Source organism: Neolewinella aquimaris, from assembly GCF_014197245.1.
Taxonomy (GTDB): domain Bacteria; phylum Bacteroidota; class Bacteroidia; order Chitinophagales; family Saprospiraceae; genus Neolewinella; species Neolewinella aquimaris.
Map to the genome: position 1 here is coordinate 290754 of NZ_JACIFF010000009.1, position 22926 is coordinate 313679.

Annotated in this window: 26 protein-coding genes; 3 read left to right on the plus strand and 23 right to left on the minus strand. The window is 47.8% G+C overall.

Annotated elements, in window-relative coordinates; genetic code table 11:
* Nucleotides 1-76: 76 nt before the first annotated feature.
* Nucleotides 77-868 (minus strand): IS5 family transposase, encoded by a 792-nt coding sequence (locus GGR28_RS16930; RefSeq protein WP_183497008.1) that lies wholly within the window; start codon nt 866-868, stop codon nt 77-79.
* Between the two features lie 429 nt (nt 869-1297).
* Here GGR28_RS16930 and GGR28_RS16935 point away from each other — a divergent pair, with 429 nt between their 5' ends.
* Together GGR28_RS16935 and GGR28_RS16940 are read left to right on the plus strand one after the other, a co-directional pair.
* Nucleotides 1298-1591: a transposase gene (locus tag GGR28_RS16935; protein WP_104421873.1), complete on the plus strand. Its 294-nt coding sequence runs from the start codon at nt 1298-1300 to the stop codon at nt 1589-1591.
* A gap of 4 nt (nt 1592-1595) precedes the next feature.
* Nucleotides 1596-2432: an IS3 family transposase gene (locus GGR28_RS16940; RefSeq protein WP_183497009.1), complete on the plus strand. Its 837-nt coding sequence runs from the start codon at nt 1596-1598 to the stop codon at nt 2430-2432.
* Nucleotides 2433-2559: 127 nt separating this feature from the next.
* Here GGR28_RS16940 and GGR28_RS16945 read toward each other — a convergent pair whose 3' ends face one another.
* The gene (locus GGR28_RS16945; RefSeq protein ID WP_183497010.1) at nt 2560-2718 is read right to left on the minus strand and encodes a hypothetical protein; all 159 of its coding nucleotides are present in this window, start codon (nt 2716-2718) and stop codon (nt 2560-2562) included.
* 106 nt (nt 2719-2824) lie between these two features.
* On the opposite strand from GGR28_RS16945, the gene GGR28_RS16950 reads away from it, so the two are divergent.
* The gene (locus GGR28_RS16950; protein WP_183497011.1) at nt 2825-3601 is read left to right on the plus strand and encodes an alpha/beta fold hydrolase; all 777 of its coding nucleotides are present in this window, start codon (nt 2825-2827) and stop codon (nt 3599-3601) included.
* 158 nt (nt 3602-3759) lie between these two features.
* On the opposite strand, the gene GGR28_RS19520 is transcribed toward GGR28_RS16950, so the two are convergent.
* The 21 genes from GGR28_RS19520 to GGR28_RS17055 all read right to left on the minus strand — a co-directional run bounded on the left by GGR28_RS19520 (nt 3760) and on the right by GGR28_RS17055 (nt 22489).
* Nucleotides 3760-3900 carry a helix-turn-helix transcriptional regulator gene (locus GGR28_RS19520; RefSeq protein WP_116108724.1) on the minus strand — a complete coding sequence of 47 codons (141 nt, stop codon included), beginning with the start codon at nt 3898-3900 and terminating at the stop codon, nt 3760-3762.
* A 4-nt stretch (nt 3901-3904) separates the two neighbouring features.
* On the minus strand, nt 3905-4111 hold the full coding sequence (locus GGR28_RS16960) for a hypothetical protein (RefSeq protein ID WP_104421877.1): 207 nt from the start codon (nt 4109-4111) through the stop codon (nt 3905-3907).
* 258 nt (nt 4112-4369) lie between these two features.
* Nucleotides 4370-4795, minus strand: coding sequence for a hypothetical protein (locus GGR28_RS16965; RefSeq protein WP_183497012.1), 426 nt, complete (start codon nt 4793-4795; stop codon nt 4370-4372).
* 241 nt (nt 4796-5036) lie between these two features.
* A complete protein-coding gene (locus GGR28_RS16970) occupies nt 5037-5669 on the minus strand; it encodes a hypothetical protein (RefSeq protein WP_183497013.1) in 633 nt (210 codons plus the stop codon).
* A gap of 321 nt (nt 5670-5990) precedes the next feature.
* The gene (locus GGR28_RS16975; RefSeq protein WP_183497014.1) at nt 5991-7199 is read right to left on the minus strand and encodes a DDE-type integrase/transposase/recombinase; all 1209 of its coding nucleotides are present in this window, start codon (nt 7197-7199) and stop codon (nt 5991-5993) included.
* 5 nt (nt 7200-7204) lie between these two features.
* Nucleotides 7205-8710, minus strand: coding sequence for an IS5 family transposase (locus GGR28_RS16980; RefSeq protein ID WP_183497015.1), 1506 nt, complete (start codon nt 8708-8710; stop codon nt 7205-7207).
* A 353-nt stretch (nt 8711-9063) separates the two neighbouring features.
* Nucleotides 9064-9288: a hypothetical protein gene (locus GGR28_RS16985; protein WP_183497016.1), complete on the minus strand. Its 225-nt coding sequence runs from the start codon at nt 9286-9288 to the stop codon at nt 9064-9066.
* A gap of 168 nt (nt 9289-9456) precedes the next feature.
* A complete protein-coding gene (locus GGR28_RS16990; RefSeq protein ID WP_183497017.1) occupies nt 9457-10848 on the minus strand; it encodes a HEPN domain-containing protein in 1392 nt (463 codons plus the stop codon).
* Nucleotides 10849-11297: 449 nt separating this feature from the next.
* Nucleotides 11298-11666, minus strand: a complete 369-nt coding sequence (locus GGR28_RS16995; protein ID WP_183497018.1) for a hypothetical protein — start codon at nt 11664-11666, stop codon at nt 11298-11300.
* A 1218-nt stretch (nt 11667-12884) separates the two neighbouring features.
* Nucleotides 12885-13361 carry a DUF3368 domain-containing protein gene (locus GGR28_RS17000; protein WP_183497019.1) on the minus strand — a complete coding sequence of 159 codons (477 nt, stop codon included), beginning with the start codon at nt 13359-13361 and terminating at the stop codon, nt 12885-12887.
* Complete coding sequence (locus tag GGR28_RS17005) at nt 13358-13597, minus strand: UPF0175 family protein (RefSeq protein WP_183497020.1); 240 nt, start codon at nt 13595-13597, stop codon at nt 13358-13360. Before GGR28_RS17005 ends, GGR28_RS17000 begins: the two co-directional genes overlap by 4 nt.
* Nucleotides 13598-13841: 244 nt before the next feature.
* Nucleotides 13842-14183: a DUF3024 domain-containing protein gene (locus tag GGR28_RS17010; protein WP_183497021.1), complete on the minus strand. Its 342-nt coding sequence runs from the start codon at nt 14181-14183 to the stop codon at nt 13842-13844.
* A gap of 100 nt (nt 14184-14283) precedes the next feature.
* Nucleotides 14284-15501 (minus strand): helix-turn-helix domain-containing protein, encoded by a 1218-nt coding sequence (locus GGR28_RS17015; RefSeq protein WP_183497022.1) that lies wholly within the window; start codon nt 15499-15501, stop codon nt 14284-14286.
* 334 nt (nt 15502-15835) lie between these two features.
* The gene (locus tag GGR28_RS17020) at nt 15836-16321 is read right to left on the minus strand and encodes a hypothetical protein (protein WP_183497023.1); all 486 of its coding nucleotides are present in this window, start codon (nt 16319-16321) and stop codon (nt 15836-15838) included.
* 149 nt (nt 16322-16470) lie between these two features.
* Nucleotides 16471-16893, minus strand: a complete 423-nt coding sequence (locus GGR28_RS17025; protein WP_183497024.1) for a hypothetical protein — start codon at nt 16891-16893, stop codon at nt 16471-16473.
* Between the two features lie 1462 nt (nt 16894-18355).
* Nucleotides 18356-18799 carry a hypothetical protein gene (locus GGR28_RS17030; protein ID WP_183497025.1) on the minus strand — a complete coding sequence of 148 codons (444 nt, stop codon included), beginning with the start codon at nt 18797-18799 and terminating at the stop codon, nt 18356-18358.
* The gene (locus tag GGR28_RS17035) at nt 18792-19217 is read right to left on the minus strand and encodes a contact-dependent growth inhibition system immunity protein (protein ID WP_183497026.1); all 426 of its coding nucleotides are present in this window, start codon (nt 19215-19217) and stop codon (nt 18792-18794) included. Before GGR28_RS17035 ends, GGR28_RS17030 begins: the two co-directional genes overlap by 8 nt.
* Nucleotides 19218-19461: 244 nt before the next feature.
* Nucleotides 19462-20361, minus strand: coding sequence for a trypsin-like peptidase domain-containing protein (locus GGR28_RS17040; RefSeq protein ID WP_183497027.1), 900 nt, complete (start codon nt 20359-20361; stop codon nt 19462-19464).
* Nucleotides 20354-20752, minus strand: a complete 399-nt coding sequence (locus tag GGR28_RS17045; RefSeq protein ID WP_183497028.1) for a hypothetical protein — start codon at nt 20750-20752, stop codon at nt 20354-20356. The genes GGR28_RS17040 and GGR28_RS17045 overlap by 8 nt, the downstream gene beginning before the upstream one ends.
* Nucleotides 20749-21096, minus strand: coding sequence for a hypothetical protein (locus GGR28_RS17050; protein WP_183497029.1), 348 nt, complete (start codon nt 21094-21096; stop codon nt 20749-20751). The genes GGR28_RS17045 and GGR28_RS17050 overlap by 4 nt, the downstream gene beginning before the upstream one ends.
* A 334-nt stretch (nt 21097-21430) precedes the next feature.
* Nucleotides 21431-22489, minus strand: a complete 1059-nt coding sequence (locus GGR28_RS17055; protein WP_183497030.1) for a Fic family protein — start codon at nt 22487-22489, stop codon at nt 21431-21433.
* Between the last annotated feature and the right edge of the window lie 437 nt (nt 22490-22926).

The following is a 22926-nucleotide window of genomic DNA, read 5'->3' on the forward strand; positions in this document are numbered from 1 at the left end:
AGCTATCTAACTTTTAGCGAAAGGTAATGTACCACTGCATATCTGGTTATCGTGTACTCGCTGTCTTAGAGCGTGTCTAAAAATTATAGGGGCTCAAATTAGTGATCGACGATAGAACTAGCTGTATGTTGGCTACAAGAACGAAGCCAGCGGAATTTTCTACCGTTCGCTCATAATCCTTGACGATTCTGCGGTACCAATTCCACCAAGCAAAGGTCCTTTCGACTACCCAACGCTGGGCTTCGACTACAAAACCCCGCTGGGCAGGATCACGTACCGGACACTCAAAAACAACTCGGTCTAATCGGGTCATGGTCTGAGCAAACTGTCCGGCATAGGCACTATCTGCCAGTAGTTTGGTTGCGCGCGGCAACTGTCCGGTAAAGTCCGGGTAGATTAAGTCCAGCCCCGCCACCCCATCATGCACATTGGCGGCATGTACCTCGACGCGCCAGATCCTGCCCCGGGTGTCGGTCAGGATGCTCCGCTTACGTCCGTTGATCCATTTACCTCCATCGGTGCCCCGGTCTTGACCGATCCGGGGTAGCAGTCGAACACTCTGTGCGTCAACCAGTAACAGGCTGGGAGTGGTCTGCCGCTCCGGCAAAAGGTCACGTTCGCGTCGGTTGACCGCATCGTTAAGCGTTTCCAGAGTATGGTCGCGCGACCACTTGCTAAAGTAGTAGTGGACAACCTTCCAGGGGGGAAACTGACGGTCCAGGTTGCGCCACTGGCACCCGGTCCGCGTTAGCCAGAGAATGGCATCGAAGACCGCCCGTAAGTCGTGCTTGCGTCTGCGAGAAATAGGTAAATAGGCTTTAACTTCGTCCCACTGGCTGTCGGTCAACCGAGCGTACTGCTGGGTCATGTTCTGTATAGTTTGGCGACTTACAAAACAAGACTGACAGCCTTTTATCCCTTCACATAGAGAAAATTATAATTTTAGACACACTCTTAGATATGCGAGCTATGCCGTTGGGCCCAACGGGGGCGCCCACGCAACCGGGGCATCATTATTGGAACCTAACCAACTTCAACCCACCTACGAGGGGGTGGCACGGCGGCATGGACCGAAACCGACCAGCGGGAGCTTTCGGGCCATTGGCGACGCGACGGACCCGGGCAACAATAGAACTATTCAACACTACCCCACCTAGCCCCGGTTGACGCTGGGCGCGGTGTTGGGCGAATTTCTTTCTCCACTTTGGATTGCTACAATTGCATTTCCACTGCCGTTTCCGCTATAATACCTCAACAAAATTGGACCACGAGCTAAGTTGAAAACTTAACTTGTAACATGAAGCGATCGAGAAGAAAATTTACCGCCGCCTTCAAGGCAAAAGTGGCGATTGAAGCCTTGAAAGAGAGACAGACGTTGGCCGAGCTGGCGGAGAAATTTGAGCTGCATCCCAACCAAATCAGTCAGTGGAAACAGGAGTTTATCGCCGGCTCCGAGCAGGTTTTCGAGACCGGCAAGGGCAGGTCGACTACTGGACCCGATGAGGTAGCGGCCAGCGAAGCCGAACTGCAGCAGCTTTACGCCAAGATTGGTCAGCTGCAGATGGAGCGCGACTTTCTAAAAAAAACTTAGCCAGATGGGATCACCTGAAGTAAGGCGTGCCGGGGTGGAGACTCAGGCTTCCCTGTCTATCCGCCGGCAGTGTGATTTGCTTTCGGTTAGCCGGGGCAGCGTCTATTATGAGTCCAAAGGCGAGAGCGAGCAGAACCTCGCCATGATGCGGCTGATGGACGCCCACATCCTGGATGAACCTACCGCAGGTGTACTAACGATGCAATCAATGCTTAGAGATAAGGGACACTACGCGGGTTATGAGCGGGTCCGGAGGTTGATGCGCAAAGCCTGTATCCGAGCCATTTACCCGCGTCGGCACCTGACTGTGCTGGGGCAGGCGAAGTACGTTCACCCTTACCTGCTGCGTGAGCTGGAGATTAACCGACTGGGGCAGGTCTGGGCCATCGACATCACCTATGTCCCCATGCAGCGCGGCTTTATGTACCTCACGGCAATCATCGACGTGTACTCGCGCTACATCGTAGGCTGGGGATTAGCCAACACCCTGGCGGCCGAAGCCAGCCTGGGGGTGGTCCGCCAAGCCATTGCTGAACACGGTGCTCCAGAAATCCTGAACTGCGGCGACCAGGGTTGCCAGTTTACCTGTTCGGAGTACGTCAGCTATCTACGAGAACAGGGCATCGCCATCAGCATGGACGGCAAGGGAAGAGCCCTGGACAACATCTACATCGAGCGCTTCTGGCGCACCATCAAGTACCAGCATATCTTCCTGATCCCGGCCGACGACGGCCGGCAGCTGTACCAAGGAATCGAGGAATGGCTGCATCGCTACCACCACCGGGATCACCAGGGAATCGGCCGAGTAAAACCTATTCAGCGGTACCGAAACGCCGCCTAACTTTCAACTAACTAACTTGGCTGTGTGGTCTGAAAACCCGAGGTATTATACTGTGCGTAGTACGCCTGCCGGGTGTAGCCGAGCCAACCGCAGATGCGACCCAGTCCGATGTCCGGGTGGGCGCGCTTCACTTCGTTGGCCGCCTGGCGACGGGCTTTCTTAGCGCGTCGATCCCGGTGTCCTCCTCGACGACCCGTACGAGCGTCCGCAGGGCGAACGCCTCGGCGCGGGCCTCGGCGACGAGGCGCTTGAGCGCGACCGGGTCGCCGGGCAGGGCCTCGGCCACACCCCCTCGACCACAGCCCCCACTGTCCGTTCTTGGCGATTCACTCGGCAAAACAGACGGAGGCAGGCCGAATTCAACTTAAGCCGTTGCAAGGCGTTTCGTTCACATGACCATATTCCACGCGCGCGCAGGGCGCGGAAAACCCCTCCTCCTTGTCCACGGGCTGGGGGCAACCTGCCGCTCGTGGGACACAATCTCGCCCGCGCTTGCTGAGGCCAGAGATGTAATCGCCCTAGACCTACCAGCCCACGGGCAGTCACCCGGAGAGGCCGATAGCGGCACGTTTGACGGGCTGGCGCGTAGCCTGGACGATTGGCTTAAAGCGGAGAACCTCACAGGGGTCGATATGGTCGGCAGCTCTCTGGGCGCTCGCCTGGTGCTGGAGATGGCTAGGCGCGGCCGTGCCGGTGCGGTCGTCGCGCTAGATCCGGGTGGCTTTTGGCAGGGGTGGGAGCGTACCTTCTTCAACGCCACCATAACGGCATCGCTTGCCTTGGTTCGCGCGCTGCGACCGGCGCTTCCTGCGATCACCGGAAATGTTGTAGGCCGGACCGCCCTTATGGCCCAGCTCTCCGCAAGGCCACGTGCGCTCGATCCCGCATTCGTCGCGCGCGAACTAAAATCATTGGCGGACACGCGTACCGTAGGTTCGCTCGTGAAGGATCTCGCCAAAGGCGCAATGCAGGAGGGTCCTGCGAACACATCTGCACCGGTCGTTATCGGCTGGGGCCGCAAGGATCGGCTGTGTTTACCGCAACAGGCGGACCGCGCGATGGCAGCCTTCCCCAAAGCAAGGATGCATTGGTTTGAGCACAGCGGACACTTCCCGATGTGGGATCAGCCAGAGGAGACAGTCAAGGTCATTCTGGATGCCACGGAGTGACCATGATCACATTGACGCTACAATAGGCGGACTAGCAGTTCAAAGGCTTCAATATGGACTTATTTCGCATTGGCGCATTTTAGGCCGGAAGTCGACTGTCCCATTTCGGAGCGCCGGCCCACCAAAGCCGGCGTGCAGCTTCCGAGCCGATAAATGACCTAATCGTTCGGCGCGTTTTTCAGTTCAAATAGCTGCTCGACTGTCGCTTCAAGTGCGTAGGCGAATTTCAAAGCGACAGTAACAGAGGGAGCGAAGACACCATTTTCGACAGTATTGATGGTCTTTCTACTGACGCCCATCCGCTCAGTCGGCGTCCTCGCTGGCTACGAGGCGCTTGTACCACCGCACGAACTCCTTGGCGGTTTCCGCGCTCGGGAGGCCGAAGTCCTCGGCGGCTACGGCGTAGGAGAACTCCCCGGCGAGGTAGCGGACGGCGAGCTCGCGCTTGAGGGAGGGCGGGTAGGTGCCGCGTGGCTTCGTCTGCTTAACTCTTGTCTTCTCCTTACTCAAAACAGTGCATTAGAGTACATTGACCGTAAAGCTATCCTAGGACGACTCAGCCGGTGGCGAATGTCCAAACAGGCTCTTAGCTGTCGATCCGTCTTCGAATCGCTGCACTGCGGCGGTGTTTGAGCTAAAACTTGACACACTCAGTGATCGCCACCTTCCTCCGCTCTCCTTTAGTGCATGTTCGACCAACCGCTGCTTCCACCGTTCGGGGAGATCTTCGTGCCGCATAGCTTTTTCTTTGTAGTATCTAGCGTTGGGCTACGCGCGTCGCGCCTGGCGATCAGCCGGCATGGGCGTGTAGCCGGTGTTCCCTGCATTATTATTTCTCTGTTTCCTGCGTTGAACCCATTCCTCCGCAATCTCTGTGAGCAGTGCAATTTCCTTTTCGTAGTCGAGCTTTCTGATGGATTGGGCGCAAACGTCTTTCAGGTGACCTAAAAGATTTTTGTCTTGCCCTGGGTCACCATCGTAGGCATAGTTATCTGTCTCGTGTTGATTCATCCTGATGCGGCAGGTAATTCGGCTGAAGTAGCGAGCAATAGCCTTCTCGTTGCGTGGTTGCTTCTGCACGGCGAGTCCCATACTCATATCTCTACCAAGCCACAACAAATCATCGATACTCGTTCCTGGCTCTTCCGGCCAGTCATTGAGCGTCGGCTCGACAATTGCAGAGTGCAAGTTCATCGGCATTAGAGTTATACCTCTGTTTGCTTCGTACACTGGCATCAGCCACCTAACAAATTGAACCCTCACGCTTCGCTCGCTCTGCACGAGTGATTTGATAAACCCGTTTAACGCTTCCATCGAGTGCTTAGCTACTGTTTCTACGCGGCGGCTCATAAGTGTGGGACGGCTGCTGTTTCCATCCGCTGTCGGCCAGCTGGCTACTGTTTCTGCGCGGTAGCTCAGTAGTGCGGGAGGAATGCTATTTCGACTCTGTCAATGCTGGTTGACTTCCAACTCCAATCATCTCGTATTCGCCCAGTATACTATCGAGGCTATATAGTAAATATGTACTGTCTAAATCACCGACTTGGTCACCGGTTCGGTATACATACTTGACCTCAAGACAATCTTGAACCATAGACCTAATATCTACTTCGTAGGGTAACCAGCCAGTAAAAGCTCTAATGTTTGCAGCTTGCCATAGACTATCCCCGTGTATCTCTTCCTGACTCACTATAGTTTCGTGCCATTTTTCCATCCTTGGCGTGCCTACCAGCAACTTCTCTCCTTGGAGGCCACCACCTGTACTTAACACTAGCCAGCTACCTATTTTCACTAGTTGTTCATCCTGCATCCATTCTTTCCCATAATACTCACCTGTCCCAATATGAACTGACGGTTTGCGATTTGGTACGTATGTATAAGTTACATCATAGAACCAAGACGCTAAGTCAGCATTGTATTCGTAATCGCATACCAACTCGCCGCCGATTTGCTGATTGATTGTTATTGTATCTCGTATGGAACCAAACGCTTGTTTAAACATGACTGGACACCCAATAAAGATGCTGCACAACACAACCACCACGGTAAATAAACAACTATTCTTCATCTTATAATAGTAACCACCTCGTCAACTACCGTATTACAGGTAATCATCGGATTGGGGCTATTCTCGACCTGAACAACAATGAACTCGTAGATACTATTACGCTCTTATAACCGCCCACACTATTGATACTAATCGTATTTGTTTTGTGCCGGCTTTAATGCCGGCATTGTGTACCAAAGACCTGGGTAACAGAAGTCAACCCACCTGGGTAACACTTTTTAAAATTACGATTATTATCCTTGTTTTTCCTTTCCTGCGCCCGGGGCCTGGCTTCCTGGAGGCCGTAGGCCGGAAGGAAGCCAGGCCCCGGGCGCCGCATTCTTAGTCCTTCCGGCTGCGTGCCGCCCGGTCCCGACTCCGCTGCGGAAAGTCCCGTTCCGATACCAAACGGTAGTAGCGCCCGCTTTCGATCTGCTCGCCAAGCTCGAAGAAGCCCAGACATACCTGGCGGTAGTAGACTTCGTAAACCAGCTCACTGAGTTGGCTAATGCCAACCCATTTATCCCGCAGCCCCCGGCTGACCATAATCCACTCGTCGTGTCCCCAGCGTACCGCTCCTCCCTTCAGTACCCGGCGTACCGATAGCGCCTCATCGTACTCCGGTGGCTTTACTCGTTCGCAGAAGGGAACCAACGAGGCCGTATAAACTTCCGAGGGGTATTGTCCGTCCAGACTATCGTGTGGACGCTGGTGACTGTAGAAGTCTACGAACTCGTTGAGCAGTCGGTTCTGAGCGCGTAGATCGTGAGCCGGGGATCTACAGCAGTATCGCTTCAGATCCCGGTGCATCCGCTCGTGACGTCCGTTCTGCCCCGGACACCCCGGATCACTGAAGATCGGTTCGATGCCGTGGTCGATGAGCCAGTACGATAGCGTCCCAAACCCGCACGGACTCTGGATGCTGGCAAAGCAGCCACCGTTATCCGATAGTAACTGCCTGGGCTGGCCGTACTCCCGAAAGACCTGCCGCAGCACCCTTTGCACGTTACGGATTGTCTCCCGGTAGTGGCCCTGGATTCGCAGCAAATACCGGCTGTGCGAATCGCAGATGGTCAGCGGATGACAGCGTCTACGGTTACCCATCGGAAAATGTCCCTTGTAATCGATCGTCCACAGCTCATTATTCTGCTGCGGATTGTTTTTGGTATTGACCGGATAGGTGCGACGACGAGCTTTGCGGCGCTCCACCAGCCCCTGGCGAACCAGTACATTATGGATAGTTGTAGCGCTGGGCACATCCTCCGGTGCGTACTCGCGCAAGAGCTCCGACCGAATTTTGCGGGCACCCAAGATGGCCCGCGGGGTAGGTTTACGCAGCGCTGCGATGCGCCCCACCATGGCCTCGTCAACGGTGCTGGCCACCACACGGGGGCGGCTGCTGCGGTCGTCTAATACGGCTTCGCCGAGCTCCCGGTATCGCTTCACCCACTTGTAGCCGGTCTTGCGACTGATGTGGTACTTCTCGCAGATCGAGTTGAAGTAGTACTGATCGCTCAGGTAATCTAAAATGAATGCTTTTCTCTGGTCCATATGGTTCACTTCTTCAAATGGCATAGCGGCTTTTCCGCTAAAATTCGGTGTGAAAAAGTGTTACCTAGGTCTACGTAGTCGTCCCTGAAAAACATATTCCGCGGTCCGGTTTGGGGCTGAATCGCTCCCATAGCTGTTCTGCGATGGTATGCCGTCGACAGGTTTACCCGATTTAGCAGTTCAACGCAGGCGTAAAAGATGACAACTGCCAGCTGGATCAGCACCAGCATGACCATCACTGGCAGCATTTTCAACTGATTCAGGCGCTTAACCAGGTTGAAGGCCGCCCCAGCCAGCAGGCAGTTGACCGCATCACCTAGTTCTCCGCTCAGAAAGTTGCGCCGCATTCGGTGATCATCCTTGAGGTGACCGATGACGGGCTCTATCCCCGCCCGGCGCCGGAAGCGCTTACGCTGCTTTTGTTTTTCGTAGTACGTCTGCTCTTTGGTTCCCCGGCCGGGGATGAGTACTTGGGTTCCGCTCACGTGCTTCCGGCCCCGGTAGCCGCGGTCCACCACGGCGGTGCGCGGCCGGTCCCCGCCGGCATCCTCCCGCACTCGCTGAACCTGCGCCAAGGCCGTGGCCAATGTATCCCCGTCGTAGGGGTTACCCACGAAGCTTTTCATGCCGACAATGATGCCCGATAGGGCCGTACGAGCTACCGATACCTTGCAACCGAACTCGTACTTCCTATGGACCTTGCCCTTGGCGATGCACCACACCGCCGGCTCGTGCAGACTGTAGCGCTTGTTCTTCGTGCTGCGACGCTGCGCCAGTACCTGCTCGAACAGATCCAGGGCATCGGCATAGTAGGCCAGGGCCTCCGGTGAGAGCTTGCGGCGTAGATCCCGTACCAGTCTGCCGGCAATGGTGCGCAGCTTTCGCTGGCCGCGACGCGCCGCTCGCCGCCGGCGCGGATGGCTCCCGTTGTAAGTCGCCAGGCGCAGGCGCTTCACAACAAAGCGGTACGACTGACGCCAGGTGATACCTTCCTGCTCGCCGTACGCCCAACAGTACTTGATGATCTTCAGCGCCAGTTTAGTATCCGTGGGATAGGTCACGTTCTTTTCCTGTACGGTAGTGTCCACCAGTACTTCTTCTTCCACCTCGCTACCGCAATGTAGGCGCACCGTCAGGCTCAAGATTTTCTCCATGCCGGCTTCCCCGACTCGCTTACGGAAATAGACAAAGTCCGTCGGATCGAAGGGCGGGCGGTGCTGAAAGTAAGTCTCGCCGGTGAAGTACTGCCAGTAGGGATTTTCTACCCACCGTGCCAGTACCGACTCGTCGCTCTGATCGTACATCCGCTTGAGCAACAGCATCCCCACCATGGTGCGGACCGGAATACTGGGGCGGCCTTCCCGGGCATAGTAACCGTCCAACTCGCCGTCAATCCATCCCCAATCAATTTCCTCGGCCAGGCGGCACAGTTCGTGGTCTAAACTGATGATCGAGATCAGGCGATTACGGAATAAATCGGATTGATCCTGATTGGGTAGAGATCCCTTCATTTTTTCGCAAGCTTTTGGGCCGATTTGGGCCGATTTGGGCCGTTTCTGGCGAAAAGTTAATACGGAACCAACATTTATCATAGATATAATCTCACTGGTTTTCAACACTTTGCAGCCTGCGAGAATACTTTTTCAGGGACGACTATTTACTTTTGTATACCAGGTCCCTTGACTGTACATGTTGCGCCCAACGGGGGCGCCCACGTCAGGCCGGGGATGGAAGGTAACCTTCATTCGGCGCACCCACAGGAAGGTGGGCGGGTGATGGGAGCATTCGCCAAAACCCCGCAGGGAATTTTGGCGAATTGCGATCAGCGCCCGAACGCCGGCAACGGAGCCCAACCCCCACCCGATCACTGTGCGGCCCGGCTTGGCGTGGGCGCGATGTTGTGTGCACGGGCTACGTCGCCCAGGAGCAGGCACGGGCTGGCGGATGGGGGCTGGGTGACGCAGTGCCTTCCGGCATTGACGTTACCCAGCGCCCGTCCGGCAGCCCAGCTTTCGACTACGCACCCCCACCGGGAGCAGGCACGCAGCCGGATTTTCGGGAAGTGTTCATTAGCAGTAGTTTTCACCATCCCATCTAATGTTGCCCGCTAGTTGTCACACAACGAGTGCCTACCCGACGGCCGCCTACACCAACAAGTGAAACTAGTGTCGATGACCATTGAGCTTACTTCTAAAGCATTGACAGCACCGAAAAGCACAACCAGCGGCTGTACGTGGTAGGCGGTGTTGGCTGCATTTTATTTTAACATATTTTCATCAATAAACTGTACTTCAATCCATTTAGGATTAAGTATAACTGTTTCTAATATGTGTGTAAGAATGTACTTACCAAAAGTATATGTTTTGATCTGTCCTTGATCACCTATGCTTACCATTCTTTTAGAATCAACCGTGCTTTTTTTATTACCGTGTACAATACCACTCCTTAAGTCATAAAAAACGCCAATGTTTCTCTTTACTTCTACAGGCGTAAAGCCCACAGGAAAAAACTTACATATTACTGCAGCGCGAAGTGAAATCTTATATTTTAGATTATTTGTTGAATCTGAAAGCAATGATTCAAAGGCGGATGATATATCAATTATTCCATCTTCATCCCTAATTCTACTATCTGAGTCCAGGAGTTTGTCAATGGCATAATTCAAATTTCTGCTTTTAAAATTGACTTTGTATAACTTTTTTGCTTTGTTAAGGGTTTTATGATCTATCCTGTAGTGTGTGTACAAATCATCTCTGGTGTATAATCTAGGATACCTATCTCTTCCAAAAATTGATAGCCCGATTAACTCCGCCTGATAGTTATCGCCGAAATTTTTCGGCACTGCTAGTATTTGACAGTAGCCCAATGGCATTTTCATCGCTATCCTTAAGCAAGCAAATACTTTATCTATATGACTATAGAGGCGTTGAATTTTTGATGAAACTTGTTCACTTCGATCCCACCTATTAGCATTACTGACACGTCTAACTTTTTGCTTGATCAAGACAGCATGGGTAGCAGCAGAAATCATTTCCTTGTTTGCAATGATTGTATCTGGGACTCGGTAATTACGGGCCAACTGCAATTTGTCATCGATTTTTACAATCTCTGTATTATCGTCAAACTTGAAGTTATTGAAGACGGGTTGATATAGGATAATTGGAACCAATACATCATATTCCAGAGATTCAAGTTTAAACGAATTGAGAAACTGTTGCTCTAATTTTCTTCTTTTTTGGGTTTTATTTCTTGGGTTATCTAGTTGATGAATCAAAGAATCTATAAAACCCTTGAGAGTATTGAACAATACGAATGACGTCAGCTGTTTCTTTTCTTCTCCCTCCTGTGTTAGATCTTTAAATTCGTAAAAATGTTCAAACTCGTCACTTTTATGAATATACTCTTTCAGCTTATTCCAAGAAGTTATACTGTTGCTTTCAAGCCCTTTATCAATTATTTTTGCATATGAAATTTTACTGCCATAATATGATGGGGTAATACTAAAATGAGGAAGCCCACTTGTATTATATTGACTCATTGACGGAAATTCGTCATGTTTAGGCAAATAAAGCAAATCGAAATTCTTTGCTTTAAGTTTATCGTAAGTTTCTAAAGCGAAAGAGACACCCTCGTCAATTGCACTTGACAAGTAATCGAAAAATTTCTGAGACTTAATTGGCAAGTGATATTAATTTGAGTGTTTTCTATTAGTTGTCATTGATTGCAGCCAACGGGGGCGCCACCGCAGGCCGGCTACACCAGCCAGCATTTGGGCCTCGACCAACTTAATAATTGCCATTAAAAGCCTCATCGACACTCAACAGCCTGACCGCCGGCTTGACGATGGCGCGATGTTGGGCGCATTCTATTATTTTTTAGCCAGTATGACCTGAGCGATACCATCCAAAATTGTATTTGTAAGATAGCTGTCAAAGTTTGTGTGCAAATATACAGACAGTTCCTCTTCACCCTTGTATATGTTCTATCTATGTATCCACTGTGTTCCATCTTTTGGCTGGTCAAATTTATATATATATATATATATATATATATATATATATATATATATTAGAAGATGCAAATATGTTATGAGTAAAATCATTTGTAATCTGATATAGATAAGCTATTTTTTCCTGTATCATTAATCTCTCTGATATTATAGCTACACTCCGAAATGCTTTTAACTCTACTATGAACTTTTATATTAATTGCATCTAACAATTGTCGTTTGGCCCCATGAGGCAAGACCTCAGTAATGAACCTGTAGAATGAATTTTTGACTCCATAGATCTTCAAGTAATAGTTGTATAAAGCTTCCGCTGAATTTTCGACCGATAATCCATTTAATTCCGACAATATTATAGCCCTTTCTTCTTTAGCTTTCTTGCTTTTAATCCAATTGTTAAACAGCATATACTCAGCCGGTTGACCTAACTTATCAAAACAAGTCAATTTTAGGTAAAGCACGATGGCTGGATATTTGAATCGCCTGATTGAATCAATATTACTCTCAATATCTTCTATCAACGAGGTGCAAGTATTTAGCCTCTCATGTACCTGCAAAAGAATTCGTCCGTTAGATTTTCTTCAATGATTTCTATACAAATCATTAGACCATTTTTTGTCATATTCTTCAAAAGCTCGTTTAAAATAATTGTGGCACTCGTCATAACTAATTCTATGTTCTAAACTCGAAAACAGCTTATCGATAGCTTTAATATTTCCTTTGTAGGTGCTCATAAGATCAATATCACTTCAAACTTCTATAGAATTATAGTGAAATAAATTATAAGTGGGAGAACTAACTTAAGTAGGTATTGCTCCAAAGTCAAATAATCGTGACACAAGTTATTTCAAGTCACACAATTTTCTAATTATACAGTGACACAATAGGCCTATCAAAGGGCCAATACATATTGTTGCCAAAAGTTGGGTCATCCAAAAAATCGGAAAAATCCAGTTGAAATAGTAGCTTGGATAACAGAATAAATCAAAGATGTTATCGCATCCAAATAGATAGCTATCATCATTTCGCTGACAACTACCAACAAAATCGACGTCAATATCCAAGTTATGACTAACCCTATAGATATAGATGTTTTCATAATGGGTAATATTTGGTTGCGCCCAACGGGGGCGCCCACGTCAGGCCGGGGATAGGACATGAACCTTCATTCGGCCCACCAACAGGAAGGTGGGCGGGTGCTGGGTGCATTCGCCAAAACCCCGCAGGGAATTTTGGTGAATTGTGACCAGCGCCCGAACGCCGGCAACGGAGCTCCACCCCCACGCCGGCACTGTGCGGCCCGGCTTGACGTGGGCGCGGTGTTGTGTGCACGGGCTACGTCCATTTGAACAGGCACGGGCTGGCGGATGGGGGCTGGGTGACGCAGTGCTCGCAAGCATTGACGTTACCCAGCGCTCGTCCGCCAGCCCAGCTTTCGACTACGCACGCCCACCGGGAGCAGGCACGCAGCGGCATTTTCGGGATAGGCTCAATAGCAGTAGTCTTCACCACCCCATCTAATATTGCCCGCTAGTTGTCACACAACGGGGGCGCCGGCGCAGGCCGGCTTCACCAACCAGCGTCCGGATCTCAGGCAGCATTTCGATCGCTTTTTAAATCTTCATCGACACCCAAAAGCCTCACCGCCGGCTTGACGATGGCGCAATGTTAGCGGCATTTTATTTTTCTCCCAGAGCAGTCAAGACTTTGTCAATAAGACTACTGTTCAAGCGAAAGCCGTTGCTTTGTATTTTCTCTACTAGTGGCTTTATAGCTTCGATGTGACCATTCACCTTTGAAGCAATCAATACACCTAATAGTCCTACTATTTTTACGCCCTTTCTTTCAGCGATGGCTCTGCCCTTGTATTCGTCGATGATTAGGTACTCCGCTTGCAATTCTACCGCCAAGGCTATGGCCTCTGATTCACCCAAATCTAGTTCATTCAGTAATTCTGCAATTAGATTTTGATTCTTTGGATATTCTGTTTTTATCCATTCTAGTTTTTCAATAGCCTCTTCTTGTCCTTGAATTCTGTACAACTCTCTCCTTACTCCCGGCGGAATAATTATGGTTCCGTATAGCGACTTCAATAAATCAAGTCGATGAACTTGGTAAAGGTTGGTTATTGTTGACGTGTCACTTACAACGATCATATCTTGATACCGAGATTTCTTAAATCAGTATCTAGATCTTTCTCCGAATATTTTATATCGATCTTTCTCTCTGCTAGGGCTTTTTGAAAGTGCAGATAGTTAAGTCCGCTTAATTCACTAGCCTTACCGAAGCTTAACCTGCCCTTATCGTATAGGTAACAGGCGAGATCTATCAAGAGGTCTTCTCCTGACATGTGGACTTTCTTTAGCACAGCATCTGAGATCACTACAGCCATGGCTCCTTCTTTTGGATGAAAACGTAAAACTACCCGCAAAAGGTTTCTAGGCTTGACAAGTTACAACATCTTTAGTGTCAAATGGACGGATGAAAGCCTCCCGGCCGGTCAATAGGATAGCTAACATTTGTCGAAACCCGGAGCTTAACGGAGGCTTGTGCCTAATTGAGAGCGGACGACGGCCTACTATCTCTAACGGAGCACACCATCATGACTGCTACCGCTGGAGTTATTTAGATCATGATTAGCCGTAGAAGCAGCCATGCACATCTTCATCAATTATTGCCAAAGCATCATTAAGGGTCGTGGCACTGTTACCAGCCTCGTAATTTAACCATCTTCCATTAGCACGCTGCCAGTAAATCAGGTAAATATTACTGCGCTTCAAATAATGAATCTTAGCAAACGGTGCGGTACGATAGCCATCTTTCATCATAGGGTAAGGCCGGACTTCGCATAAAATAAATGTGTTGCGTTGTAGACGATAAGTGTAATCAAGTTGAGGGCGTATATCTATTGGGGGTCTTTTCTTAGCCAACCACGCTTCGACTTTTTGAATATCCAAATCTTTAATGTTTCCATTCATAGTTGGTGTTTTGTGTTGTGCGTGCAACAGACAGTTTGGACACGGTGCAAGGGACCTGCCTTACACTTTATATATTCAAATATATGCTTCATAAATAACTTCACTTCCCCTTACGATTACGCCGGTGGCGATCCCGGAAGCGTTGGGGTAGATCGGCCGATGAGATCAGGCGGTAGTATCGGCCCGGCTCGATGCGATCGGCCAGCTCAAAACTACCCAGACAAAAGTTTCGGTAGTACACCTCGCGTAAGCGTTCACCGACCTGTTTGACCCCAACGTAGCGCCCCGCCAGGGCGCGATTGACGCTGACCCACTCCTTGTTACCCCAGCGAATAGCACCGTTAGCACTCACCTTGAGGACTCGCAACTGGCTCTGATCGTACTCCGCCGCCGCCACCCGCTCCTGGTACACGCGCTGGGAGGGTAAATAGATCGATGCCGGAACAACCTGACCTAGCTCTTCGTGGGGGCGCACCTCGTTATAGTCACGAGCAAATGTATTCATCAGCCGATTCTGGGTGCGCAAGTCCCAACAACTCGGACCGCAGCATGCTGCTTTCAGATCTCGGTGCATCCGCTCGTGACTACCGTTTTGACCTGGGTGGCCCGGATCGCTGAACAAGGGATGAATACCGTGATCGATTAACCAGAACGATAAGCGACCAAAACCACGTGGACTCTGAATGCTAGCAAAACAACTACCGTTGTCGCTGTGCAGGTACTGGGGCTGACCATACTGACGGAACAGCGCGCGTAACTCCCCACGCACGACCTTCCAGCGTTCGTGGTAGTGGCCTTTGATGCGCAAAATAAAGTGGGACTTGGCATCACATACCGTCAGCGGATGGCAGCGCTTACCGTTGCCCAATCGAAAGTGTCCTTTATAGTCAATCGTCCAAATGTCGTTGCAGGCCTCCGCGGCATACTTCGGATAGACATTATCGGGCTTGCGGCGGCGGGCTTTAGCGGGCTTGATCCGACCCCGCCGTTTGAGCACATTCTGGATCGTGGTCACGCTAGGACTACCCGACTCTCCGTACTCTTCCACCAACTTGGGACGAATCTTCTTCGCTCCCCAGGGATTTTTGGGATAGCGATCTCGCCAGGACAGAATCAGCTCTTCGATCTCCTCCCCTACCCGTCCGGGAGAATGCAGCGGCCGACTGGAGCGGGGAGCCAAACTCTCGATGCCCTCTTGTCGGTAGCGTCGCATGATCGCATAGCCCGTCTGCCGCGAAATATTATAGAATTGGCACAAACTGCTGAAGGTGTATTTGTCCTGCAGTACTTCGTGAATAAATTGAATCCGTTGTTTCATCGCTGAACTTTCTTGCCAAGGCATAGCGCTTTTGAACGCTAATTTCTATTTTCAGAAAGTGTCAAGCAGGTCTCTTGTACCGTGTCAACTAGGTCAATGATCCGTACATAGTTGCGCAGAACGAGGGCGCCCACGCAACCGGGGCTTCATTGATTCGAAGGTAGTGACTTTAACCCCACCCACAAGGGGGCGGCGCGGCGGCATGGACCGAAACCGACCGAAGGGAGCTTTCGGTCCATTGACGACGGGACGTACCCGGGCACCAATAGCATCGACCAAACACTACGGCTACCTAGCCCCAGTTGACGCTGGGCGCAATGTTGGGCGATGTTGTTTATTTTTTCTTTAGTGAAAGAACCAATCCTGTATTGACCTCAATTTTGACATCTAGAGTATCATTAACCTTGATCAATTCACTTTCTTGACGATTGATTTTCAAACGCTTTACATTGTTTGTGTCGAACGGTACAAGTAAATCATCATAAAGTGAAAAAGCCGACCTGGATTTTCGCTTGACCTTCAAGGAGTAAGCTTCCTTCCGTAAGTATGGCCGCATGGTCATAAACTCCTTATCTCTTTTGATCCACAGGTATATAATTACTCCAAATAGTATGAGAATCCAAACCAGTGCGAAAACCACTACAGTATCCCAGTAATCCATCTTCTCAACTAATGCCCCTTTACCTCGTTTGCCGGGGATGAACGGTCCTAACAGAAAAATTACAGGAGATAAAAGAAGTATATAAAAAATTTTTAGGTTATTTTCACGATCAAGCTTGTGCTTAACAATGGCAATCTCTCTGCTATCTAATTCAACCATGCCAAATTAATTTTCAATACTTGGCTATATGTGTCAGGATGTTTAGTTGACATGATAGCCAATTTTTAAGGCAACCTCATTTGACTTAACGCCATAGTATGATACACTTAATAAATAGTAACCAGGATTTATACTTTGCTCAGTTGTACCTAATTCGGCAATATCACGAACCAAAATAGAACTTTAATAGAATCACCAAGATTCAATTGTACCCTATAACTTTCCAAACCTTCGCTGGTGTAAAAAGTTGATGACAAAATACTTTTGTCGGGAAACTTTATTATTTGGTCGCCAGTCGATACATCAATCATATTTATTGAGGTATACCATGGTCCAAACGATGGAGAGCCCGGATAGTCGAAAGTCAACGAATAGGCACAGTCATTTATTTTGTGGACTGTAATTTTTAATTCAATCTCTTCCGTTGGCAAATAGAAATATTTTCTTGGTTGAACATTTAAATTCATTTTCGGCAATGTAATTGTGTAAATTCTTGAAGCGGTAAAATTTTCTATGTCACACTTTTCAAATTCAATCGTTTTGCCGCAAGAAATTACAGAAGCAATCATCAAGATCCCGCATATATAATTTTTGAATTTAAACAGGCATTACTTTTATCTATTGAATTAAAATAAACGTTTTGAGCTAAATTATTGCTCAACCTGCGAGCCAATTTATCGTTCACTACTATCCGGAAACAAAGATTTTTAAATTTTAGATGATAATTTCTATTGGCCGGCCCGGCTGAACCGTACAGTTTTTATTAAACAAGGAGATCATTCTCGGCCCGCCTCTAATGGCGGGCTGTCGCCCAACGGGTGTGCAGACGCGAGCCCGGCTACCACCAACCAACTCAATAGACTTCGAAATATACCAACCTCTCAATCCTGCTTTCAACAGAACCCTCCCGCACCCTCGCCGGGTTGGCGTATGCACGGTGTTGGCGGATGTGCTTCTTTTTAATAAATCTCTCGTCCTGGTTGATTGCTCAAGGTAACCGGAAAGGTGCCTTATCAGGATTGTTCTTTACAAATAGTTCCTGCCGCTCTACCTCTCGTCGGTGAGGCGGGCGACCACGCTGCGGTAGCTATGGATTGATCTGAAATGGGGCCATCATCGAGCACTAAAGGCAATCCGGTTACCATCGAGGCTGGGTGGGGGTGGCTGGCATCTGCAAAAACCCCCAATGAGGGGAATTTTTGCAGATTGACGCCAGTGCCAGCCAGCCGGGAATCCTCGCCGCCCACCAGCAATCCGGCTAGAATTTATGGTTGATGATGGATGGATAAAATCTTGGGGCGTCTGGTAATTTTCTAAGTTGCTGATATTGATTCCTTGCTGCTGATCCTGACCTGACCTGAAGGAATAAATCTTGACATCGCCCGAGTAGCTCCATTCTAAAACCAGATCACGCCACCGGCTATCTTTCAGGTATGAAGAGTTGTCTGTGCGGTAGCGTAATAAGTGTCCTGCATGCTCAGGTTTCGGCGGTAGCGTTCGTGTCCTATAAATAATTCTCAACGGCTGCCAACTAATTCAACGGTGAAAGGGCAAGCACGCCGGCCATCTTCCAGGTAAAAAGTGGTGGTCCTGCGGTAGCGTAATATCTGTGACGCGGGTTCAGGCTTGGGCGGTAGTGTTCTCGTCCATTCGCTAATTCTAGGCGGCTACCAAATAAGTCAGAGCTGTAGCAGTCGTCTATTCGACCATCATTCGGGTGAGTATACCGACCCTTGCGGTAGCGTCATTCCTTGATTGCCGCTTTCTCATTTTTCGGCACTGATGGGCTGTCTGGTATGATGGCATATCCGCCAACGGGGGCGCCCACGCAACCGGGGCATGCTTTCCTGGACCCAACCAACTTCAACCCACCCAAGAGGGGGCGACGCGGTGGCATGGACCGAAACCGACCGACCAGCGGGAGGGAGCTTTCGGGCCGTTGACGACGGGACGAACCCGGACATCAATAGCACAAACCAACCTCAACTTCACCAGCCCCGGTTGACGCTGGGCGCGGTGTTGGGCGATTCCATTTTACAACTTAGGATAAGGGTTGAGTATAGTTGTGTGTAAATATCGACTATTATTAACTCTATTGTCAGCCTCGTCGGTGGAAAATGGCTGAATCAATTCTTTGACATATGTTTTTGATATCAACGGTTCAAACTCTAAATTATCTGACAGTTCACCATCCGTTCTGTCCAGCATGAAGTAAGCAACCTTATATAGCATTTCTGTACTTGTACTTTTTATTTCTAAAATCAACGGGTTAGTTTGAAGAGGTTGTATGTCGAAATTTAAACTACTATCCTCTCGATGTCGAATGTTAAGTTCAGTCCACTCCGTTGACGCTGGATTATCTGCATTTCCATCAGAATCGACATTCTCATTATCATTCCACAACCAAGTGATTAATAATCTGAAATCGGGCCGAAGATTCTTGGGTTTTATATATAATAAATTTATATTATTAGTCATTTGAGGAGAATTCCTGTAGCTTAGTTAGAATCTGCTCAACGCGATTGCTTGACAACTCTTTTGAAATTGCAGTACTCTGGTTTTGAACGATTGAAATGATAATTTGCAATTGGCCTGGATTCTTTTTCCAATAGCCAGAATCAACTGTACCGACAGCTAAAAGTAGGTCTCCAGGGTAATAGCTCCCTTCGACTATTGGATTCTCTTTTAGTTGAACCAAAACAAATGGCATAACATACTCTAGGCCTATCCCTTGACTTACTAGTAGCCTTAGATGATCCGCACTCAACTGATTTAGCGGCACTTTCCGATATTCATAGCACCTGGATATCAGACTGCTCGGGAAATCACCGTCAAATTTCCACCGTTCGCCGGAGAGTTCCTCTATCGAGTATTTACCGCTATCAGCTTTTTTCATCGCTGCTTTTTCGCACTTTTTCTCGCTCAGGTTTACTAGAAGTCTGTGGAGTAGATATTGTTTTCGTGGCCCCTAATGGGCCATGTCGCCCAACGGGGGCCTACCCGACGGCCGCCATCACCAGCGAACACCATGAATACCGCTATTTTCTCCTGCAAATTTTAAAGCATGGATAGCACCAAAAAGATTAACCGGCGGCTGTACGGGTAGGCGGTGTTCGGCGCATATATTCTTCTGAGTTTTCTTATCTGCTGGAGTCAATTAGGCGAAATATTGTATGAAAGTACCATACATTCCCAAAATCCATTTTCTGCTTTTCAAACAGCACTTCGTCATCGGTTTCTATCTGAGGGCCTAGCACATATTTTTCACCTGAATATATACCTAATGCTATAAACGGTTCGTCGTCATAACTGCCAACCATTCTATCAATTACATCATTAGTTGGTGATTTGAATATAACCAAACTTCCTGAAGATGAAGGATATAATTTAGCATCAATTAAAAATTTCTCATCGCCTTCGTAATTTCGTCCGAATGAGGAAGCTATGATTCCAGCTTTTGCAACCGGTAATTTGGCTATTGGATCATAAAATCCGGAGGGGTACCCTAATACTAATATTCTATCCCCTATTTTAGGCTCAATAGACATCGCTTTATACTCCATTATACCTCGTATGATTGGCCTTACAGTTTTAATTTTTCGTCCTTCCGCACTAAATGTTTTGAATATACTGTCCACGGTTATCAAGGAGACATCAATATCTCCATTATCAGTTAAAAGAAGTTTTCTTTTTATCTCATCACGAACTAGTGTAAGAGAAATCCATTCGCTACGGTTTTCTCCCAAATCTTCTGAAAGGAAAATCACTATACTGTCTGGATACGATTCATTTGGAAATAGTACATGTCTGTTGCTAACTAAATAGACTTCTGTGATCGTATCAGTATTGATAGAATCAATTTGAACATCTAAAACGTATATGCCTGAAGCTTCGGAAATTTTATTACCAACAAATACTTTTATCGGAGTTCCAAAAGACTCGGCTCTACCCTGAAATGTTAAATCAATATCCTGTGCATTGATAACATAAGAAACTGCAATCATAATATATAAAACTGAACAAAATCTTGCTTTAGTCAAACATAACGACTTTAAACACGTATTTGTTAATCTCTGCGTCAAATGTAATAACATAATTATGCCCTTTTTGCAATGAAAAATTTTTGAAGTATTTACTCGTATAAATACGTGCATAGTAAACACCTACATTTGTGTCCAATAATCGTAAGCTTTCATTAGATTTGAGCTTATATGTTTCCCAATCTAGCTTATTATGAGATAATAGGAATATAACATCTACTTTCAAATTGTTTAATAACTGTAATACATTTTTATCTTGACCAAGTTTATCGTAAGTAAATTCGTGGTCTATTTGCCCGGTAGCGGGAAATGTATCTATTGACTCACTATTTAGCTGGCTATTTAATTGTGCACCTATGATTAAAGCTAGAAAAAATAAGATACTTCTCATGTTGATTCTTTGTTTCCGAATACGTAACCTACAATAGTACTTAATAGTGCTATTAAAGCAGTTGTAACTTCTCCACTAAATCCAGCAGTTACTATATAAAGCCCAGCTAAAATAACTAGCAAAAGAGTCATCCCAAGTTGAAATGTTTTAGTATCTATTGATTGCTTGTATTTAAGTATAGCTAAGGTTATAAAAACTATTGTTGTAAATGAAATCAATAGGAATAGTAACCAAAGTTCATAGCTATTTAAAAACGAAGCTTCGAGAGGTAACTGGCTTGAACTTATCGGAGGAGGTGGATTGTATATTGAATCCCCAGAGCTTTGATATATGGCACCTTGCATTGAGTTGGTTTTAACGTCACATCTAACTGATCTGCAGAATCTATTCAACCCCAGAATTGTAATATAAGGATTGTAAAATTAATGTTAGCATAGGTTGGTGATTTTTGATTTTTTTTGCGCCGAACGGGGGCGCCCACGCAGCCGGGGCTTCAATATTAGATGTGACCAACTCAACCCAACCAATGAGCGGGGGCGGCGCGGCGGCATGGACCGAAACCGACCAGCGGAAGCTTTCGGGCCATTGGCGACGGGACGAACCCGCGGGCTTCTGGGTAGCCAAACCAGCACTCCCCTCCCCCGGCCCCGGTTGACGATGGGCGCGATGTTCGGCGCATTATTCTTTTACATAATAGATGGTAGCCCGTCCTTTTCCCACCTGCTTAATCTTATTTTCGGCCTTTAAGTAGCCCATATCCTTTCTTAGGGTATGAATGGTTTCACCAGTGAATTCTTCGGACACATCTGATATTTTCACCGGTTCGTTCGCGCGAATGAAGCTTAGAATGTGTTTCTGCCGGTCATTCAAATAAGATTTTGCTACCCTGATCTTATCGAATCTGGACTCTAAAATTTCAATCGCCTCATGAAGCATCCGCAAAAAATAGACGATCCAATCCCCAATGTTCTCCTTATTCGTGTAGCGATTCTGCTGGCAGCTCATTAGAACTCGATAATATTCCTTCTTCCTTTTCTCTATTTCGGTTTCCATCGAGGCATAATTCATAAAATCATAGTCCTGCCTTAACAGTAACAAGGTGGTTAATAACCTGGAAAGCCTGCCGTTGCCGTCCTGGTAGGGGTGGATGGACAAAAACTCATACACGAACGTGGCAATAACGATGAGCGGATGATATTCGTTTCCAGCTAAATGAAGTTTGGTCCAGGCGATGATTGCCTCCATCTCATCGGAAACTTTGCCTGGTTCCGTGGTATTGAATATTACTTTCTCCGATCCGCCGGGATACTTAGCTACTACCTTATTGGTAGTCCTTTTGTAGTCTCCCCGGTGGTATTCATCTTTGGCACTGGCCTTCAATAGCAGTTTGTGGAGATGATGTATGTTGTTTTTTGTTAATTCAATATCCGGGTGTGATTCCAACACTAATTCTAGGACTTCATAGTAGCCGTATACTTCTTGTTCATCTCTGGCTTTAAGTTCACTCATGGATAGGTTTGACAACAGTGACTCCACCTCTTCATTCGTCAAGGCTGAACCCTCAATTCTAGTCGAGGAACCGATACTCGCAATGGTAGCTATCTGTCTTAACTCCCGAAGCAATGCCGATTCTTTAAGCTCTAATCCTTTCCACTTTCCTTTGAACGAATCGATGTACGCGATCTCCCTAATGACCGTCTGGGTTGCCTTAAAATCCAACTGCAACTTTTGATCCATTATTTTATGTATTGATCACCAAAGGTACCGTGCCCAAATCTTATTTCCTAGAATGTTATTTGAATATTATTAGATTCCCAAGATTGTCTTTCTTTTACTGCCATTTTCTTAGGCTTGTTCTAGTGTCTCTGCTAAGGTAGATGAGATTTGGGATTCAAAAGTCCAGCTATGCCTAACCAGTCTTACCGTAGTGCTAAGATGAGGCGGGTGGATATTTGGATGCGCCGAACGAGTGCAGCCACGACGTGCGCCTAAGCGCATGGACGTGGCTGCATTGTTGGGCGAATTTTAATTCTTTCTAAGCTCTTATCTGTATTGAGTTTGTAACCCTTTGCGATTCTAACATTCTCTTTTCTAAATCAGTAATTATCTTATATTCCAGTTCTTTCGAGTGCAGGCGCCACCAGTAGTGCGCGGGCAACTCCCCTTTACTGTGC

What these genes read in the sequence shown, in the direction of transcription:
- GGR28_RS16930 (WP_183497008.1), bottom strand. Translation starts at nt 868, where the DNA reads ATGACCCAGCAGTACGCTCGGTTGACCGACAGCCAGTGGGACGAAGTT.
- GGR28_RS16935 (WP_104421873.1), top strand. Translation starts at nt 1,298, where the DNA reads ATGAAGCGATCGAGAAGAAAATTTACCGCCGCCTTCAAGGCAAAAGTG.
- GGR28_RS16940 (WP_183497009.1), top strand. Translation starts at nt 1,596, where the DNA reads ATGGGATCACCTGAAGTAAGGCGTGCCGGGGTGGAGACTCAGGCTTCC.
- GGR28_RS16950 (WP_183497011.1), top strand. Translation starts at nt 2,825, where the DNA reads ATGACCATATTCCACGCGCGCGCAGGGCGCGGAAAACCCCTCCTCCTT.
- GGR28_RS19520 (WP_116108724.1), bottom strand. Translation starts at nt 3,900, where the DNA reads ATGGGCGTCAGTAGAAAGACCATCAATACTGTCGAAAATGGTGTCTTC.
- GGR28_RS16965 (WP_183497012.1), bottom strand. Translation starts at nt 4,795, where the DNA reads ATGAACTTGCACTCTGCAATTGTCGAGCCGACGCTCAATGACTGGCCG.
- GGR28_RS16970 (WP_183497013.1), bottom strand. Translation starts at nt 5,669, where the DNA reads ATGAAGAATAGTTGTTTATTTACCGTGGTGGTTGTGTTGTGCAGCATC.
- GGR28_RS16975 (WP_183497014.1), bottom strand. Translation starts at nt 7,199, where the DNA reads ATGGACCAGAGAAAAGCATTCATTTTAGATTACCTGAGCGATCAGTAC.
- GGR28_RS16980 (WP_183497015.1), bottom strand. Translation starts at nt 8,710, where the DNA reads ATGAAGGGATCTCTACCCAATCAGGATCAATCCGATTTATTCCGTAAT.
- GGR28_RS16985 (WP_183497016.1), bottom strand. Translation starts at nt 9,288, where the DNA reads ATGGTGAAAACTACTGCTAATGAACACTTCCCGAAAATCCGGCTGCGT.
- GGR28_RS17000 (WP_183497019.1), bottom strand. Translation starts at nt 13,361, where the DNA reads ATGATCGTTGTAAGTGACACGTCAACAATAACCAACCTTTACCAAGTT.
- GGR28_RS17005 (WP_183497020.1), bottom strand. Translation starts at nt 13,597, where the DNA reads ATGGCTGTAGTGATCTCAGATGCTGTGCTAAAGAAAGTCCACATGTCA.
- GGR28_RS17010 (WP_183497021.1), bottom strand. Translation starts at nt 14,183, where the DNA reads ATGAATGGAAACATTAAAGATTTGGATATTCAAAAAGTCGAAGCGTGG.
- GGR28_RS17015 (WP_183497022.1), bottom strand. Translation starts at nt 15,501, where the DNA reads ATGAAACAACGGATTCAATTTATTCACGAAGTACTGCAGGACAAATAC.
- GGR28_RS17020 (WP_183497023.1), bottom strand. Translation starts at nt 16,321, where the DNA reads ATGGTTGAATTAGATAGCAGAGAGATTGCCATTGTTAAGCACAAGCTT.
- GGR28_RS17030 (WP_183497025.1), bottom strand. Translation starts at nt 18,799, where the DNA reads ATGACTAATAATATAAATTTATTATATATAAAACCCAAGAATCTTCGG.
- GGR28_RS17035 (WP_183497026.1), bottom strand. Translation starts at nt 19,217, where the DNA reads ATGAAAAAAGCTGATAGCGGTAAATACTCGATAGAGGAACTCTCCGGC.
- GGR28_RS17045 (WP_183497028.1), bottom strand. Translation starts at nt 20,752, where the DNA reads ATGAGAAGTATCTTATTTTTTCTAGCTTTAATCATAGGTGCACAATTA.
- GGR28_RS17050 (WP_183497029.1), bottom strand. Translation starts at nt 21,096, where the DNA reads ATGCAAGGTGCCATATATCAAAGCTCTGGGGATTCAATATACAATCCA.
- GGR28_RS17055 (WP_183497030.1), bottom strand. Translation starts at nt 22,489, where the DNA reads ATGGATCAAAAGTTGCAGTTGGATTTTAAGGCAACCCAGACGGTCATT.